General features: G+C 42.3%; 14 protein-coding genes, 2 tRNA genes and 1 other RNA gene. 8 read left to right on the top strand and 9 right to left on the bottom strand.

Translation table 11 applies throughout. The features are described 5' to 3' along the window. The first annotated feature begins 670 nt into the window (after positions 1–670). The 4 genes from ACT3QR_RS00935 to ACT3QR_RS00920 all read left to right on the top strand — a co-directional run bounded on the left by ACT3QR_RS00935 (position 671) and on the right by ACT3QR_RS00920 (position 3,010). Positions 671–2,320 (top strand): sodium:solute symporter family protein, encoded by a 1,650-nt coding sequence (locus tag ACT3QR_RS00935; protein WP_444519838.1) that lies wholly within the window; start codon positions 671–673, stop codon positions 2,318–2,320. A gap of 80 nt (positions 2,321–2,400) precedes the next feature. Next, positions 2,401–2,535 (top strand): putative transporter small subunit, encoded by a 135-nt coding sequence (locus tag ACT3QR_RS00930; RefSeq protein ID WP_444519524.1) that lies wholly within the window; start codon positions 2,401–2,403, stop codon positions 2,533–2,535. A gap of 190 nt (positions 2,536–2,725) precedes the next feature. Further along, positions 2,726–2,799: transfer RNA gene (locus ACT3QR_RS00925), tRNA-Cys, on the top strand. A gap of 124 nt (positions 2,800–2,923) precedes the next feature. Further along, positions 2,924–3,010 (top strand) — tRNA-Leu (locus tag ACT3QR_RS00920). A 94-nt stretch (positions 3,011–3,104) separates the two neighbouring features. On the opposite strand, the gene ACT3QR_RS00915 is transcribed toward ACT3QR_RS00920, so the two are convergent. From ACT3QR_RS00915 to ACT3QR_RS00885, 7 genes are all read right to left on the bottom strand, one after another. Beyond that, positions 3,105–3,404, bottom strand: a complete 300-nt coding sequence (locus ACT3QR_RS00915; RefSeq protein ID WP_444519523.1) for an AtuA-related protein — start codon at positions 3,402–3,404, stop codon at positions 3,105–3,107. Continuing rightward, entirely contained in the window at positions 3,405–4,748 is a 1,344-nt protein-coding gene (locus ACT3QR_RS00910) for an acyclic terpene utilization AtuA family protein (protein WP_444519522.1), read from the bottom strand. 21 nt (positions 4,749–4,769) lie between these two features. After that, on the bottom strand, positions 4,770–6,059 hold the full coding sequence (locus tag ACT3QR_RS00905) for a CitMHS family transporter (protein WP_444519521.1): 1,290 nt from the start codon (positions 6,057–6,059) through the stop codon (positions 4,770–4,772). 375 nt (positions 6,060–6,434) lie between these two features. Continuing rightward, entirely contained in the window at positions 6,435–7,793 is a 1,359-nt protein-coding gene (locus ACT3QR_RS00900) for an aminotransferase-like domain-containing protein (protein WP_444519520.1), read from the bottom strand. A gap of 462 nt (positions 7,794–8,255) precedes the next feature. Continuing rightward, positions 8,256–9,884 (bottom strand): long-chain fatty acid--CoA ligase, encoded by a 1,629-nt coding sequence (locus ACT3QR_RS00895; protein WP_444519519.1) that lies wholly within the window; start codon positions 9,882–9,884, stop codon positions 8,256–8,258. Between the two features lie 291 nt (positions 9,885–10,175). After that, positions 10,176–10,534, bottom strand: a transfer-messenger RNA (tmRNA) gene (gene ssrA / locus ACT3QR_RS00890). A gap of 85 nt (positions 10,535–10,619) precedes the next feature. Continuing rightward, the gene (locus ACT3QR_RS00885; RefSeq protein ID WP_444519518.1) at positions 10,620–11,291 is read right to left on the bottom strand and encodes an alpha/beta hydrolase; all 672 of its coding nucleotides are present in this window, start codon (positions 11,289–11,291) and stop codon (positions 10,620–10,622) included. 405 nt (positions 11,292–11,696) lie between these two features. Here ACT3QR_RS00885 and ACT3QR_RS00880 point away from each other — a divergent pair, with 405 nt between their 5' ends. The 4 genes from ACT3QR_RS00880 (at position 11,697) to ACT3QR_RS00865 (ending at position 16,138) form a co-directional block, all read left to right on the top strand. Continuing rightward, positions 11,697–13,043, top strand: coding sequence for a glycerophosphodiester phosphodiesterase family protein (locus ACT3QR_RS00880; RefSeq protein ID WP_444519517.1), 1,347 nt, complete (start codon positions 11,697–11,699; stop codon positions 13,041–13,043). A gap of 231 nt (positions 13,044–13,274) precedes the next feature. Next, the gene (locus tag ACT3QR_RS00875; RefSeq protein WP_444519516.1) at positions 13,275–14,051 is read left to right on the top strand and encodes a response regulator; all 777 of its coding nucleotides are present in this window, start codon (positions 13,275–13,277) and stop codon (positions 14,049–14,051) included. Positions 14,052–14,067: 16 nt separating this feature from the next. Continuing rightward, positions 14,068–15,822: a two-component system sensor histidine kinase CreC gene (gene creC, locus ACT3QR_RS00870; protein ID WP_444519515.1), complete on the top strand. Its 1,755-nt coding sequence runs from the start codon at positions 14,068–14,070 to the stop codon at positions 15,820–15,822. Positions 15,823–15,937: 115 nt separating this feature from the next. Next, entirely contained in the window at positions 15,938–16,138 is a 201-nt protein-coding gene (locus tag ACT3QR_RS00865; RefSeq protein ID WP_444519514.1) for a hypothetical protein, read from the top strand. Between the two features lie 134 nt (positions 16,139–16,272). On the opposite strand, the gene aroC is transcribed toward ACT3QR_RS00865, so the two are convergent. Together aroC and prmB are read right to left on the bottom strand one after the other, a co-directional pair. Beyond that, on the bottom strand, positions 16,273–17,376 hold the full coding sequence (gene aroC, locus ACT3QR_RS00860) for a chorismate synthase (protein WP_444519513.1): 1,104 nt from the start codon (positions 17,374–17,376) through the stop codon (positions 16,273–16,275). Positions 17,377–17,530: 154 nt separating this feature from the next. Further along, the gene (gene prmB / locus ACT3QR_RS00855) at positions 17,531–18,703 is read right to left on the bottom strand and encodes a 50S ribosomal protein L3 N(5)-glutamine methyltransferase (protein WP_444519512.1); all 1,173 of its coding nucleotides are present in this window, start codon (positions 18,701–18,703) and stop codon (positions 17,531–17,533) included. Positions 18,704–18,947 lie beyond the last annotated feature (244 nt).

Here is an 18,947-nt window from a genome sequence, read left to right as displayed (position 1 = left end):
ATTTAGCTAATAGCGATATATCGCTCGATATTGACCCTAACAGCCCCTTATATTTCAACATCTTATTAAAATCCTTTAAATAAACACTTATATGTCATCTTCGGTCATTAGCCGGTAAATATCGGATAATGTTTGAGGTTAGCAACATAATAGGGTACTCTTATCACGCAGAAATGTTACAGGCGCTTAACAAATCTGTAGTTTTATTTATTAGTGCCACTCAGTAACACCTCAATTGCAATAGCTAGAAAAAGGCTTTTTACCTATTGCTTATTACAGCTGATAAGGCTGTCTAAACCGAGTTCGGGTCATGCAATCATGGCTTAGTGCTTATTCGTAGTTCCGCTATAGACACTCATCAAATGAGATTTCTTTAGCACTCAGCTACCTTTGTGTATGCATATTAATGGCGTAATGGTCTATCCATTTACTCGTGCCTATCGTTTTTGCTTTCTTTAATTTGACACTCTGTGATTCGTCAAATCGGAAGTAAATTGTTGATAGCAACTTACCAATACAGCTAACATTTACGCTACTTACAGTAGCCACATATATCTAATGCATAGGTGATGCTAACCCTATTGCATTCCTAATGGTTTGGTATCTTTCATATCACCTAACTTTATTCATTAACTAACAATTGCGAGGTCTGAGTTTGAAAACTGAGTCGTTGTTCCAATTTTCATCATTGTCGATTATTTTATTGTTATTAGCATTTTATGGCGGTACCTACTTACTGTCTTTATTAATTAAAAAAGACAAAGAGACAACTTCTGGCTTTATGGTCGCAGGTCATGGTGTTGGTTTCGGTATGGGTGCAGCCAGTATGACCGCCACTTGGATCTGGGCAGCCTCATTTTATGCCGCTGCCACCTCTGGTTACAAATATGGGGTATCAGGGCCAATACACTATGGTTTTTGGGGCGCGTTGATGATTTTATTCATCTATCCCTTTGGCATGCGCTTTCGTGAACTGGCACCAGATGGCCATACATTGGGTGAGCTTATCCATGCCCGCCACGGTTCATCAAGCCAATTAATCTTAGCCATATCTAATATTATGGGCAGTTTAATTAGCTTGATGGTCAACTTCACTGCTGCTGGCGCATTGGTGTCTGTTCTATCGCCGTTATCGTTCCAAACAGGGGTAATGATTGCAGGTATTGGTGTCCTCAGTTATACGTTGACGTCAGGCTTTCGGGCATCAGTATTCACTGACTTTGCCCAATTGGTTGCTTTGATGGCGATTGGTATTGTCATTATCCCAGCAGTGTTATTTGCTATGGGCGGCCCTGAAGTCATGGTCAGCGGACTGTCGAACCTGACCTTGGAGCAACAGAATTTTTTCTCTTCTGAAGCATTCTTCCAACAAGGTGCGCCTTATTTTGTCGCCGTATTGGCATACGCTATCGGTAATCAAACCATCACTCAGCGCCTATTTGCAATTGATAAGACCAAAATTAAAGCAACTTTTGTCACTGCTACGGTTGGCTATGCGGGTATCGTCATCGGTCTTGGTATGATTGGGTTAATGGCGGTCACTATTGGTGTTGAACCACTTGATGGCAATATGAACAACCTAATCCCTCAAATGGTTAGTACTTATCTACATCCCGTCTTTATTGCCTTGTTTTTTATCTTAGTGATTGGGTCATTGTCCTCAACTGCTGACTCAGATTTATCCGCGCTATCAACCATTATGATGGCGGATGTCTACGGTAAAAACATTGCTAAAAAAGGCCATGTAAAACCTAAAACGATGATGCTAATTGGTCGCGGTACAATGATTGTGGCGACAGCGACTGGACTCATCTTTGCGAGCTTTAAGCTTGATATTCTCGTCATGCTAGTATTCGTTGGTGCACTATGGGGCGCTATTGTCTTCCCTGTTATTGCTAGTGTGTTTTGGAATCGTGTCACCAACACCGCCTTTACCTCAGCAGTTATCGTCGGACTACTCTTATTTTGTGTGGCTCGCTTTGAGTTGGTTCCCATTACAGGTGCCACTGCGTTATTCTTTGAAGTACTATCTAGTGTCGGTGCAGCAGTCGTTATTGGGTTAATGGTCTTTGGGTTCTTAGGTCGTAAGATTGGCATGGTAGCCGCAGCTGTCACGCTAGTGTTGATGCTTATATTTGCCACTGGCTTCTTACGTCAGTATATGGTCTTATTAGCTTCTCTAACAGCTTACGGCGCCAGTACGGTCGTCTGTGTCATTGTTAGCTTGATGGGAGATGAGCACTTCGATTTTGATTTAATTAAGCAGCGAGTGGGCAATTACGATAAAAAGTCAGAAACTCTATCGTCACCTAAATCTTAAATTGAATTCGCTTTATCCGGGTAATGATTAGTCAGTAATATCTGGCTAATCATTACTTAACAATATTATAAGGAGATATCATGGACAACATTTTTATATACGGCTTATATATCTTAATCTGGCCTGCCATTACTCTTGGCGTACTAGTATTAATTTGCACGGCTACTTATCGCGATGTTAAAAATGCCAAACGTGACAATAGAGATATTGTTTAGCCTATTATCGCCATTATATTTTAAGCAGTCACCATTGAGTACTAGCTTTCTGATGATTTGAAAAAGCCCATTAATAGCTTAAATGCCTCTAAATTAAGGCTAAATATAAATAAGATAATAAATAACCTGTTTTTAACGAAAAAAGGGCTTGTAATTTACTATATTTTTGCTAATATAGGCGACCTTGATTGGCTGGATGGCAGAGTGGTCATGCAGCGGACTGCAACTCCGTTAACGCCGGTTCGATTCCGACTCCAGCCTCCAATTATTTATTAACTTTACGTTAATTTTGGCTTGCATTATTATCATAACCGATTATAATAGCGACCACTTATCTAGTAACTAGATGGTCTATCAGCTAGTTTACAATTTAGATAAAACAAGTTTTGCCCGGGTGGTGAAATTGGTAGACACAAGGGATTTAAAATCCCTCGCTAGCAATAGCGTGCCGGTTCAAGTCCGGCTCCGGGTACCATTACATAGTCCTATACTATCTTATAGAACAGCTAAAGCCCCTGATATAATATTAGGGGCTTTGTTGTATCTGGTGTTCTATTATCCACTCTTATCTATATTTCTAAGTCTAGCAGCTTTGAGCTGAAGCTTTTTCCATGCATGTCTTGCGCCAAAGACTTTGTCACTCCGCCACCTAGCGCGCCATACAGTACAAAGTTGAAAGCATTCAATTTTGGCAACTCGTAACGGACGACATCACCCTCAACGATATTTTTAAACCATTCTTTGACCACAACAGCCGTTACCTTATCTTTGAGCATTTCATAATCTGTATCCTCAAACGCTATTAAAGAAATATTAGAGATATTACCTTTATCTCCAGTGCGAGAATGGGCGATTTCACGTAGTTTCATTTATTTGACCTCCCAATATGAAACGGTCATGTCCGTATCGGTTGCTGGAATTAAAATAGAGCCAATAGTTACGATAGCTTGAATGCTCGAGCGAATACCGCCGCCACCTGCAGGGCCATTGGTGTATAATGATTTGACCTCTCGGGCAATAGCTTGTGCCATTGTTTCGTCCATGGTACGCGCCGCAACTCGCAGTCGCACCTCGTCCGCCTCCTCCGTGTCGGTAAGCTCATTGCCATATAATGAATTAAGTCCGATAAAGTCATAACGTATTTCGATAGGCTCAATATGCTGGGCGGCAAGTCTGTTTTCGATAACAACCTGTGCAAGCCTTGCTCTTTTTACCGCGCCTGAACCACCATAACTGATTTCCGCTTCCGCAATATAGCCGTCTTTATAGCCGATACTTGTTTTCAATAAACCGGTTTTAGGTTTACCTGATCCACCAGATACTTGAACCAAATTATTATCAATCTCTTTGACAGTTACGTGAGAGAAGTCGACAATCACATCTGGGGTGAGATAGCTGGAAGGGTCATGGATTTCGTACAGCAACTGCTCTTTTACTGTGGCTTCAGAAACCAACCCGCCAGCATTTGGTAGTTTGGTAACGGTGTACTCTCCATTTTCTGCCACCTCTAAGATGGGAAATCCAACATTCCAAAGCTCAGGCACATCCTGGTATTCAGGGTCCGCAAAATAACCGCCAGTAATCTGAGCACCACATTCCATCAGGTGACCGCCAATAGTACCTTTGCCAATCAAATCCACATCATCAAAAGACCAGCCAAACTCATAAACCATCGGTCCAAGAAAGAGTGAGGGATCAGCGGCGCGGCCAGTGATGACAATATCTGCACCTGCGTTCAGCGCTTGTACGATACTTTTGGCCCCGACATAAGCATTTGCGGATACAATAGAGTCGCCAAGATCTGCAATAGATCGACCGTTTTCAAGCAGCGTCTTTTGTTGGTAAAGCGCAATATCCGCGAATACATCATCGCCCGTAACGGCAGCGATTTTTAAACTATGTAATCCTTGCTGCTCAGCAATTTGTTTGATCTTTTCAGCAGCGGCTTTTGGATTAGCAGCACCCATATTGCTAATTATTTTTATTTTTTTTTCTACACATAGTGGCAATACTTGCGCCATTCGGTACTCAAGCAAGCTATCATAGCCTTCATCTGGATACTGTATTTTACGCTGCTGAGCAATGGCAATCGTACGCTCAGCCAGACATTCAAAAACAATATAGTCCACATCTCCATGTGCCATGACATCAAGGGCGGGTTCTAATCTGTCATCAGCATAACCTGCGCCAGACCCAATTTTAATAGTTTTCATACCTTACTCCCTATGACTAACTTAGATAATCACGCCCGTAATCACGGCCACAATAGTCATGACCAGTGTGGTACCAAACGCCCATTTAAAGACAAATTTTTGATGGTCACTCAATTCCACACCTGCTAGACCAATCAATAAGAATGTCGATGCGGTCAGTGGACTGAGTGGAAATCCAGTCGTCATCTGCCCCATCATAGATGCTTGACCAATTTGTACAGGGTCAATTCCATAAGCACTCGCGGTCTGCGCCAAAATGGGCATCACACCGAAGTAGTATGCATCAGGTGTAAACACCAAACTTAAGGGCATGCTCAGTATCGCAACAATGACACCCATAGAACCGCCAACTGTGTCTGGAATAATCTGCACCAACGCAGTTGCCATTGCAGAAATCATCTCCGTGCCTGATAAAATACCTGTAAAAATACCTGCTGCAAAAATAATAGATACCACGGTAATCATACCAACTGATTGCGATTTTATCTGGTCCATCTGATCGTCAGGCTTGGGATAATTGATAAGCACGGCAATGGCAAACGCTAGCATAAAGACGATTGGTAATGGCAGCCACACTTGCACCAACGCAACAATGGTCAATACTGTTAAAATCAAATTAAACCAAAATAGTTTGGGTCGGCGCATACGGCACTCTTCTACGCTCAGCTCATCATTCAGGCTATGCTCCATGTCCTGAATACCCAAGCGTTTACGCTCTTTTTTACCTACCAGATAAGCCACAAACACAATCCAAACCACGCCGGCTAGAAACGCAGGAATAAGCGGATTAAATAACTGTGCGGTACTCACCTCTAATGCAGCGGCAGCACGCGCAGTTGGACCGCCCCAAGGTGTCATGTTCATCGTACCTGCGCCCAGCGCCACCAAACCAGCCAATATGATGCGATTAATACCCAGTTTGTTATATAGTGGTAGCAGGGCTGGAATGGTAATTAAAAAAGTCGATGCTCCAGAGCCATCCAAATGCGCTACCATGGCAATTATGACAGTACCGATACAGATTTTAACTGGATCCCCTTTAACCAATTTTAATACCCGCGAGATAAGCGGATCAAACAAACCAGCATTGTTCATCACCCCAAAAAACAAAATGGCAAACCCTAACATAATGCCCGTTGGTGCTACGCCCACAATGCCATCCAGCATAAAGCCACCAAGCTCCGCGCCAAAGCCGCCGATTAAAGCAAAAACGACAGGCACGAGAATCAGTGCCACAATGACGGATACCTTTTTAGTCAATATCAACGCCAAAAATACGAAAATCGTCAAAAATCCCAGTAATGCCAACACAGTTTTTCTCCTTGTAAGCCTTGCTTTCTTCCTTATGATATTTCTACCAGTCCGCCTTTCCATAGGAAAATGACTAGTATCAACTACAATAGAAGTATCATGGGTACTGTATATTTCCAAGGGTACAGACAGGCTTCCTAATAGAAAACTGTACCCATTTTTAATACATTTTTTTGTGTTAAGGCAGGTGGTGATTGGAAAGGTATGAGATATAACTAACTAAATAGGTTTGCAGAAATATCTGTTAATATCCGCAAACTTTAAGGAAATACAAGAAGATTTGTTTTAATGACATTTAATCGCATTGTATCGAAAGTACTTACAATCTTATTAAATACAAAAGAAACAGTTTTAATTTATACGCAAACATATAATTTAATGATTATTAAATATAACCGTTTTAATGAACTTGACCGTCGCTTTGTCTATATAAAACTTATTTACTCTTAGCGCAAAATAAGTAGGATCGGACGGAAAGAAAAGATTGCCTGGGGCGATGAAAATATTATTATTTTTGGCATCATTGACAGCTTTTTTATCATCCATAGGAATACGAAACCATAAAAAATTACCGCTGGGATTGTGCGGATAAAGCGTGAGACCCTCAATTTTTTTTAGCGCAGTGATAGCAGTGGCTGATTTATTGGCAGACAAGTATCTAAGCGCTTGCAAGTGATTGATTAGCGCACCACTAGTAATCAGATGATTGAGGATATTTTCCATGATAGATGATGTGTTGATGACAGTGATCATCTTGAGCCGCGTAAGCGATTTGATCACAGCCTGAGAGGCAACGATAAAGCCACATCTGATTGACGCCGACACCGTCTTGGAAAAACTACTGACGTAAATAACGGAGCAATTTTGATTAAAAAAATAACTGGCAGCGCCGTCTCTTGCCAATAAAAAGGGATCATTTTCCACAATAAGCACATTATACTTGATGCATAATGCTTCAATGTCCACCATATTTTTGACCGTCAAGTCTGTCCCCGTCGGGTTCTGTGCAAAAGGCTGCAAAAATAAAATTTTAGGCTGAAATTGAAGAATAATGGATTCTAAATTATTTACATCCAAACCAAACCGAGTTCTCTTAATGGCTTTGATACCGACATGTTGCAACTCAAGCTTACTAAATAGCGGATAATATCCAGGGGACTCGATGATCACATGATCGCCTTTGGTCAAAAACTGTCTGATGATCAAATCCAAACTGTGATTGGTACCGTAGGTCAATAGTATATTTTGCGACTCAACCTTTAAGTCACGCTTGCTTAGAATATCGGCCAGCAGCCCTCGAAGCAATACATTGCCAGTTGGATCGCCGTTACCACGATCGAAGTGTGCCACTTCAGCACTATCACTGGCCTGACCCAAATAGCGCTCTAGGTTTAGCTTATCCATGTACTCTTTAGGATAACGGCCTGCACCAGGTTTATGATGCGACTGATTAACCATTTGCTGTTCCAATAAGTCAACGCCTGTATAAAACGGGGCTGAGTTGAGCAGCGGTGCACTGGACAAATCTTCACCAACATAAAACCCTGATTTAGGCAGCGCTTTAATCCACTGCTGCTCAAGTAAAATGTTATAAGCCGTGACCACGGTATTTTTAGACACCTTGTGCTTTTCTGCCATGGCTCGAATGGAAGGTATTTTGTCCCCCACTTTTTTTCGTCCAAACTTAATATCATCAATCACGAGCAAGCAAATTTCTTCAAATTTTTTCATCATCGAGCTCCATTTTGAAAACAAGTCTCACTCGCTACTATAATAGATTGCTGCAATTATACTTCTTTAATATGTGAGTGCGACATTTATCACTTTACTTCAATCAGCTCTGAGCAGACCTATGTGTATACTTAAAAATTAGTGTTTCAGAAAGTGTAAATCAGCTAAAGATAATAATATAAGCTCTACCTAAGTAACAAAACAAAATGCTTTAAGTTAATCTCAATATTATTTATAAAAGAAAGAAAATACTGGGAAAGTACTCCCTCTAATATTAATACAGTCAGTCATCTCAGAAAAATTTGCGAACCTGATGATGTTTAGTACTTACACGTGACTTTATTGCGATAACACAATACTAAAGATTCACAAAATCGAAAAATATATCAAAAAAAACCGTCCTATCTTATAGTTAGAGCGGTCTATTAATTTGAGATATCAAATATAAACTTTAAAAACACACCATCACATGTCTACTAATACGTTGCCATAGTCATCACGCAGGTCTTTTTTAACCATTTTCCCAGCGCCATTTAGTACGATGTTTTCTACAAATATGACTTTATCGGGCATTTGCCAGCTGGCGATTTTACCTTCGTAAAAGCTGAGCACTTGCGACTCATCTAGCGCCGAATCTGGTTCTTTCACCACAATCAGTACTGGGCGCTCACCCCATTTCTTATGCTTTGCAGCAATAGCGGCTGCCATTCTTATCTCCGGATGTGCGACGGCGATATTCTCTAGCTCTACTGACGATATCCACTCCCCACCAGATTTAATCAAATCTTTTGAGCGATCACGGATATTCATATAGCCATCGGCATCAATAGTAGCAATATCTCCTGTGTCGAACCAACCGTCTTCAGTTATCGCATCAGGATTTTCTGTGTAGTAATCATTGATAATCCAGTGCCCTTTAATTTGTAGACGACCTTGAGACATACCATCTTCTTCAACTCGCTGTAGCGGCTCGTCAGTATCTATGAGACGCAGTTGAACGCCGTAAGGTGGACGACCTTGAGAGTTACGCAGCGCATTAATCTCATCTTTACTCAGCGATTTATGCTTGGCTTTTATTTGATTCATCGTTCCAAGTGGACTGGTTTCTGTCATACCCCAGCCATGTATTGCGTCGCAATTGAAATCTTCTCTGAACGTTTTGATTACCGATGGTGGACATGCCGCCCCTCCAACGATGGTACGCGTCATACTATCAAGCTTACTAGCTTTGGCTTTGGCAGCGGTCAATAAGCTTTGCCAAATCGTTGGAACACCTAAAGCAACCGTGACATGACAATCATCGATGAGAGATACCAGGCTGTCACCATCAAGATTGGGACCAGGAAGTATGAGAGAACATCCAGTTAATGCAGCGGCATAAGGAGTGCCCCACGCATTGACATGGAACATCGGTACTACAGGTAACAAGACGTCCTGTGCTGATAGCGCAGAGACATCAGGCATGCATAATGACATTGCATGTAACACAGAAGAGCGATGAGTATATAAAATCCCTTTAGGGTTGCCCGTAGTGCCTGATGTGTAGCATAAAGAGCTGGCAGTCTCTTCATCGAATTGAGGCCAGTCAAAGTCAGTAGAGCTTTCTGCTAACAGCTCATCAAAGAACAATACATTAGGCAGCTTTTCTACAACACTATCGTCTCGGTCGCTTAGACAAATAAAGTGTTCAACACCTTTGATATGCTCTTTGATAGCCATGATTAACGGTAAGAAAGTAGTATCAAAAAATAGCACGCGATCATCAGCGTCATTGATAATATAACTGAGCTGCTCGGGGAATAAACGTGGATTGATAGTATGGCAAACCATGCCACTGCCTGAAATTGCATACCAAGCTTCTAAGTGGCGACGGTTATTCCAAGCCAAAGTCGCTATGCGTTCTGATGATTTAAGTCCCAGTACAGCTAACGCATTGGCCAATCGTTTTGAATTATCTGAGACAGTAAGCCAATTAGTATGAGTCATCTGTCCGTCGACTTCTTTGGACAGAACTGCCGTATCGCCGTGATAACGGGCAGCGTGTTCGATCAGACCACTGATCAGCAACGGCTGATACATCATTTTTCCTAACATAATACGTTCCTTGTAGTTGTTTGAAAATCCACTTATTCTTGCTGCTGCAGCATCCAATGCTCAGAATAGGCTTCAATTAAGAATAATCAGAATTATTCTTTAAGACAAGCTAATATTATGTTCTTGATAGACACCTAAATATGCTGACTCAACTTCAAAGACTTAACGATTAACCTATATAAATAATTTTATTTTCTCATTAAAAGCTCATCAGCATCATTATTCTTTTAATCAACCATAAAATTTAGACAAAAAAAATCCGACCACCTAAGTGATCGGATTTTTAATATTTGGTGGAGATGGCGGGAGTTGAACCCGCGTCCGCCAGCATTACGCTCATGAATCTACATGTTTAGTTTCTGTCTTTAATTTTAGTCCTCACCGATCCGACAGTCAGGATGGATTGGACGATTCTCTACTTTTGAACCCAAGCGATTGAGACAATCCCTTGTGGCGAACCTATATGCGGACGCTTCAACTGGGCTAACCAACTATAGGTAATCGGCAGCGCAGTAAGCAGGGTTTAAGCTGCTAGAGCGTAAGTTTCGTCGTTTGCGACTATAACAATATATGTTTTATTAACGAGAGGACATACACTCTCGACATGCATCATTGAGTTTCATCACCAGCGTCGAAGCCAGAACATCCCCAATAAGACTGGCTATTATATAGGAGATACTGGTTAGGTTTCAACCTATAAGTAGTCTGCATTACATTACGTTACAGCTTGATAGATTAAGCCAAAACAGTGTTTAACCATTTACCAATATTCTGAATCTGCGGCATACAGACTTGATGTGCCATCGGATATGTATTGTAAGACACATTATAATCTTTTGCTGATAATAACTGCTGTGCTTGCTCACCTAAAATGACGGGCACAACTGGATCATGAGTACCATGCTCAATCAAAATCGGCATCTCTTTATTGGCAGAACTATACTCAATATTGTCATTGGTTGCTAAGTAGGTAGAGAGCGTCATCAAGCCCGCCAAACGCTCTGGATAGCCAAGTGCTACATGGTACGCGACTGCCCCACCCTGCGAAAATCCTGCAATGACGATATGCTCTGGTAGCACGCCGCGCTCAATCTCACGTCTAATCAAATCTTGTATTTGCTGAGAAGACTCTTCAATTTGAGCCACATCTACTTTACGCTCAAGACTCATCTCTATGATGTCATACCATGCTGGCATCACCATGCCGCCATTTACTGTGACTGGACGTTTAGGTGCATGCGGAAAAATAAAACGTACTGCCATCTCATTCGCCAGTCCAAGCTGCGGTACAACTGGCTCAAAGTCATGACCGCTAGCACCTAAACCATGCAGCCAAATCACCGCGCGATCTATCTTTTTTTGAGAGGGATTGTGCTCAACGACGACTGCATCTAAATAGTTACTCATAGTTATCCTTAATAATTAGTGAGACATGCTTTAAGCATTTGTGTGTTTTTTGCCAAATAATATGTGTGTCATTATATGGTCAATATCATCTGTTAGTTTGAAAGCGTGGTCAATAGCGAGGTACTAAACGAATAATAGTAAAAAGGTGCGTTTTATAACTAGTAATTTCGCTACTATCAAATTCAAATAAAGTCATTTGTCTATTATTTATCGCATTTACTACAATTGTATCTGTATTAATGCTAGATTCTTACAGGGTCAATTCCTTACAAGGCTGAGCTCTTACAACAATATCATGACCTTTAGCTCCTTTTAGTAAGTAGCAACCAACACTCAAATATCAATCTTTTAATTCCTATCAATATAGCCGATGGAATTTTTTATAATTTTGCAGGAACATTTTACATGACAACTTCTAATAAATCAGTGCTTGGGCTGAGTAAGCAGACACTGACTAAGATTAATATCGCCTTGCCTCTAACCCTTATCAGTTCATTATTGATAGTAGGCTGCTCTACCGATAGCCGCTCAATGCCTACATCAACAGCGCAACCTCAATCACAGCCACAATCGTCTTCACCTGTTGCATATACTTATGGAATGCGTCCATTTTATCTGATAAATGATATGGATGAGGGGCCATTAAAAGAAGAGCTACAGGCATGCAAAGGACAATTGCCAAGTAAGACTGATTTCTCTATTGCGCATCGAGGTGCGCCATTACAGCTGCCTGAACATACCTATGACAGCTACGTGGCTTCAGCACAAATGGGTGCTGGCATCTTGGAATGCGATGTCGCTTTTACCAATGACGGTGAGCTTGTCTGTCGTCACGCCCAAAACGATTTGCACACCACGACTAATATTTTGACCACGCCGCTGGCCAACCAATGTACCGTACCGCCTATATTAGATGCTACAGGTAAACTTACTAATGCCGATAGTATCGAATGTCGCACCTCAGATATCAGTGCCGCTCAGTTTAAAACATTGACAGGTAAGATGGATGCTGGCAATAAAGAAGCAACCAGTATTAGTGAGTATATGGATGCAACCGCGCCTTGGCGAACAGATTTGTACTCGCAAAATGGCAAGGTATTGACCTTAAAAGAGCATATCGCGTTGGCGCGCCAGCTAAGCATGAAGCACACACCTGAACTAAAAGTACCTGCAGTGACCATGCCGTTTAATGGCTATCGTTTGGACGACTATCGTCAACAGCTGATAGATACCTACAAGGCAGCAGGTGTACCTGCAAGCGATGTATTTGCCCAATCATTTAATATAGAAGATCTAGATTACTGGATCAAAAACGAGCCAGCTTATGGATCCAATGCCGTTTATCTGATCGATGATAGCAATGAAACTGCTAAAGATAAAACGTTTGACAAAGATGACGCAACCACTTGGAAGCACTCATTGGCTGATATCAAAGCACGCGGCATCAACACCATTGCACCAGCACTTTGGTTATTAGTCACCACTGATGGTAAAGGGAATATGCAGCCATCAGAATACGCAAAACAAGCCAAAGCCAATGATCTAAAAATCATTACTTGGTCGATAGAGCGTTCAGGGCCATTAACAGATGGTGGTGATTGGTACTATAGTGGTCTTAGCGATGCTATCAATAATGATGGTGATATGATGAATTATATTGACGTACTAGCGCAAGACGTTGGTGTCCAAGGCATTTTTTCAGACTGGCCTGCTACGGTGAGCTACTACGCCAACTGCAAGGGTCTTAAATAGTTTTTGCTTAGTCTATTAATAGACAATCACGCTTAACCTTCCTTACCAAGGCCAGCTTATTCATTGAGCTGGTCTTTTTATTGAATGTATTAAGATGGTTGCATCGTAAATTGCCTACTTAATACCTTACTTTTCCATTAACTTTTCACACCATTTAACTCGTGGCAGCAAGAGCAACTTGCTCTTTTGTGCTACGATAATTTACTAAAATTATAAAACGATGTAGAGACTATGACCCATATTTTACTGGTAGAAGATGATCCTGCGATCGCAATGTCGCTCAAGGTCACTTGCAAGCGCGAAGGGTGGCAGATAACTTGGTTGGATAATGCCAGTAGTGTGCTACCCATGTTGCATAGTCCTGAGGCACAAGATTTATCGGCGATCATTATGGATGTCGGTCTACCAGATGGTGATGGTTTGAGCCTATGCCAACAAATACGCCACACACATGATATAGACGCCTTAAAAGATTTACCTATTGTGTTTTTGACCGCGCGTAGCGATGAGGTTGATCGTATCTTAGGGTTAGAAATGGGCGGTGACGATTATTGTGCAAAACCCTTTAGTCCACGCGAACTTGTCGCCCGTCTAAAAGCCATTTGGCGACGTGAACAGCTTATCCAACAGTCAGGAACTCATACTAACCACTCAGATGACGTTGAAAGTATTTCCTCGAATAATATGTCAGAGCAAGCATCAACGTTCGAGAACCAATCTGGCATTTGGCATTATCAGCCGCTGAACTATTCGTTAACGTGGCAAGCGCAAAAGCTTGAGCTGAGCAATACAGAACGCAAAATTTTGTTGGCATTATTGCAAGCACCTTATCAAGTCTTTAGCCGTGAGCAACTGCTTAGCGCAGTCAGTGACTATCCCGATCATCGTCTGGCTCGAACGATAGACAGTCATATCAAGTCCATTCGTAAACAACTCGCTACCGTAGATTCAACTATCGATGTTATCCATACGCATCGTGGACTGGGTTATGCATTATGTCCCGCTTGATAACGGCTGCTAGTTTATGAACAATAACGCCAACAATTCCGATCATGCTGCTCATAATACCCAAAATAATTGGTATGCCAAACTGCACCCCATTGGTACTGCTCAGCAAGCCCCTAAACGCAAACGACTACTCAATTTAAGTATATTTTTTAGGATTTGGCTGGCAGTGGCATTAGTGCTCGTCATATGTGGCGTGGTGGTATTTACTCAGTTGTTTGGCTACGTCAAACCAACAGCCCAGCAAGTCATCGAAGATACGCTTCTAGATACCAGTAAATTACTCGCGGCCAGTCTACAGGTACCTTTATCTACAGGACAGCTATATGATGAGAGTTATCAAGCGCAACTCGATGCTGCATTTATCGGCATGCCAGCGACGGATGAAACGCTCAGTCCTGTCGATCAAACCAAAAGCTACAGTAGCTTTCGCATATACGTGACAGATAGTAGCGGTATAGTCATTTACGATTCCTTACCCCCACCTGACAATAACGAAGGGCAAAACTACGGTCGCTGGAACGACGTCTATCTCACCCTAAAGGGACAGTATGGCGCAAGAAGTACACTGCGAGATTATCAGCAGCGGGATGGTTCGGTCATGTATGTGGCTCAGCCTATACAAGACACATCTGGAGATATCATCGGCGTAGTCAGTGTCGGTAAGCCTGTCGCTAGCGTATTGCCTTATTTAGATGACACACGTAACCGTATGCTCATAACCGCACTACTTATCAGCATCGCCGCCCTTATACTGGCAGGTCTAGTAGCATGGTGGCTCAAACAGAGCATTACTTTGGTCACTCAATACACCAGCGCACTGGCAGAAGACACTAAGAAGCCTTATTTTTATCTGGGTCACGAATTAAATAGTTTGACAGATACCATCGAGACCATGAAGCATCGTCTCGAAAATCGTGCTTACGTCACTGATTATGTCCATACGCTCACTCACGAGCTAAAAAGCCCTTTGACTGCCATACGTGCCAGTAGCGAGCTGTTAGAGGACGATGGAGTGGATGCTAATAAACTGGATGATGAAGATCGGCAAATGCTAATCGAGACGGTAGGTGAACAAAGCGTAAAAATGCAACAGCTCATCGACCGACTACTACTGCTTGCCAAAGTAGAACAACCTACTTTCAAGCTGAATCGACAATTGACGCCCCTATTGCCGCTTTTGCAAAGTCTGACGAAAGATAATACAGCTAAGCAGCAACAACAAAGCCTAAACCCTATCGATATATATATCGATGATAAACACGTGACCAATACTGCAAATTTACCAGTAGAAGTACTGGCATCGACTAGTGTGTATGCTGACCAGTTTTGGTTAATACAGGTACTACAGAACGTGCTGGACAATGCAATCCATTTTGCAAAGCGTACTGTTGATATTTCACTGCATAGCACTGCCCGAACCGTCACTATCGATATATTTAATGATGGTAAGCTACTGCCCGAATACGCTGTCGCGAAAGCATTTGAGCGTTACTTCAGCTTGTCTCATCAAAGCCAACCATCTTCTCAAGCAACCAATCAAGCAGACATCAATGAGCCAAATCAGACTGACCATAGTAGTAATATGCTTAAAAAAGGTACGGGTCTTGGCCTCACTTTAGTAAAGCAAGTGATTGAGCATCATGGTGGTCAGGTAGCCATCAATAATGTCCATGTCAGTGATAGTAAAGCTGACACTGGTGAAGCTAGAACTGATATTAATAAAAACCAGCGTTCTGGTGTGATGGTTAGTATCACTTTACCGCTAGCTTGATACTAAGATTTATAGCAGTTCATCAATTTTCCATCATCACTACACAGGGCTTCTACTTCTTTGTTTTACGATGACGTTATTCAGATTCGTAAAGCAAACTAGGAGTAAAAATTCCATGCCACATCAATTAACTGAAAACCCTATCATCAAGAGTCTCATCGGTCTTAGTCGTCATCACTGTGCACAAACCTTATCAAGCGAAGGCGTCGATAGTATTGAATTTGGTCATTGGCTAGCGATTCCTAGTCAGCGATTGTTATTGGTATTTCGACATCAGCAGTGTGGGGCTATTGATGAGTACCAACTGGCAGCCTAATACTTTGCTAGCTCAACGCGTTTATTGTATTTAATTAATACCTGTATTTTATTTAGATATAAAAAAGCCCTTTATCATTTCTAGTGTTAAATCACTGAAAACAATAAAGGGCTGATTACGTTAAAACAAAAATACTAAGTAATTGATTGTACTGGCGGCTGTACATCAGCGTTTTGGCCACGGTGACGTAGATAGTGATCGAGCACGACAATCGCTAGCATCGCTTCGGCAATGGGCGTGGCACGCACACCAACACAAGGATCATGACGACCCTTGGTTAGCATATCAACTGCTTCGCCTTGAGTGTTAATACTCTTGCCAGCAGTCGTGATGCTAGACGTTGGTTTTAGAGCAATACTCACACGGATATCTTGGCCTGATGAAATACCGCCCAAGACACCACCAGCGTGGTTGGCTGCAAATCCATCTGGCGTCAGCTCATCACGAGCGCTATGCCCGAATTGACCTGCCACTGCCATCCCATCGCCAATCTCGACACCTTTGACTGCATTGATACTCATCATCGCATGAGCGATATCGGCATCTAAGCGATCAAACACTGGCTCGCCCAAGCCTACTGGTACACCGCTCGCAATGATATCAAGGCGCGCGCCGCAACTAGTGCCTTCACGGCGCAAGTTATCAACTAAGGTTTCAAAACGGCCGATCGCTTCTTTGTCTGCACAAAAGAATGGATTGCTATTTACAAACTCCCAGTCAATTTTGCTAGGATCTAGAACGTTACTATGCTCGTTACCGATTTGGGTAACGTGACCACGGATTTGTACGCCCAAACGTTCTTGCAAATACTTCTTGGCGATAGCACCAGCCGCCACTCGCATAGCAGTCTCACGCGCTGACGAGCGACCGCCACCACGATAGTCACGGAAGCCGTATTTCATACTATAAGTATAGTCAGCGTGTCCAGGACGGAAGGTATCTTTGATATCGCTATAGTCTTTTGATTTTTGATTGGTATTACGAATCAGTAGACCGATAGACGTACCTGTAGTTTGGCCTTCGAATACGCCAGAGATAATCTCAACTTCGTCAGACTCACGGCGCTGGGTTGAATACTTAGACGTACCCGGTTTGCGACGATCTAAATCTACTTGTAAGTCTTCTGCAGACAACTCTAAACCTGGTGGTACGCCATCAACGATGGCCATAAGGCCTGCACCATGCGACTCACCGCATGTGGTAACCGTAAAAACCTGCCCAATACTATTGCCTGCCATAACTATCCTTAAACAAGTAAACGCTACTGATGACTATTTGACCAACCACTCATGCCACTTATGATGATTGCTTAGGTTGCTTGTGATGAGTGATTATAGTTGTTGCTTATAGTTTCGGCTCATGCAGCCGACTTCTATTTAACCTAGTATCTGTCTATTGAAGGCTATCTAATAGCTGAACATAAGAGGCAAACAATTGACGATTTGAGACTAGCTCATCATAGGTAATCGCAAAGACTCCATGCCCGCCAAGTGCAAACTTCAACCAATCAAACTGAATTTCAGGATAGGCTTGTTTTAGGGCCCACTCGCTGTCACCCACTTCACAGATCAGCAAACCATCTGGGCTAAGATAGTCTGGCGCTTCAAACAAAATACGATGTACTAAATCTAGACCATCTTGACCAGCTGCAAGTGCATGCTCAGGCTCATATAAGAACTCAGGCGGCAAATCTGCCATGATGGCAGCATCCACGTACGGCGGATTGGTGACGATAAGCTCATACTGGTTCTCAGCAGGTATCTTGGCAAACAAGTCAGACTCAATTACGTTCACTTGATGGCTAAGGTCATGATGGTCAACGTTGACCATTGCCACTTCCAATGCGCCTTTATCGATATCAACGGCATCGACCAACGCATCAACGAAACGAGTAGCAAGCGCGATGGCGATACAACCAGAGCCCGTACACAAGTCCAAGATACGCTCAGGCTGCGACAATTGCTTAACATCTAAGCCATGGTCATAAAATACCGCTGACTTTTCGTTCGGACTGACGCCCAGTGGTTTGGCCAACTCAGTAACTTCAAAGTACGGATGGAACTGCTGACGAATTAGCTCTGCGATTGGCGAACGAGGAATAAGAACACGCTCATCGATATAAAAAGGCAAATCACAGAAGTACGACAAGTTAATCAAATAACTGAGTGGTTTACGCTCGGCAATACGCTCTTCTAACAGCCCTAATACCAATTGCTTCTCAGACGTGGTCAGACGACAATCTAAAATCTGCTCATTAGCAGACCAGTCTAGAGACAAAGAGTGCAAGACAATGGCTGACGCTTCTGCAAACTCATCGGTCGTCCCTTGTGCGACAACTACATCATAGTTACGCAGCTGCGTGACTGAAAAACGAATAAAGTCGCGAATACTGACGAGCTGCTCACGTGCTTCGTTTAGCTCTGCATGTAAGTTAGCAAATTCATCGTGCTCACCAAGAAGCCCAGTTTCTAAATCATACTCCATTTCACTGCCCAAGCCCTCAGACTCATTGTTGAAGTATTGGTTTTGAAACTCTTCTGCACTCATTGTTTGGTCTTCTGACATATCGCACCTTATGGATTAACTGCTGGCGGGTTAAATTGTTTTTTACTAAAAATCGTTATATTAAATAAAATTCAGTCATACATTATAGACGTAAACCTCTAATAGCGCCAATAACTGTCATTTTTACTTGCATAAAAAATAGTGCGTATAATTAATAGTTTGCGTAGGAATCAAGCACGATGTCATACATACCTTGGTTAAATTATTACCCAACTGTAGTGAATACGTCAGCAGTTGACGTTTG

Origin of the sequence: Psychrobacter sp. AOP7-B1-25, from assembly GCF_052376195.1 — a bacterium.
In the GTDB taxonomy this organism is placed as follows: domain Bacteria; phylum Pseudomonadota; class Gammaproteobacteria; order Pseudomonadales; family Moraxellaceae; genus Psychrobacter.
The sequence above is the reverse complement of the archived record's forward strand: the minus strand, read 5'-3'. Positions and strand labels throughout refer to the sequence as shown.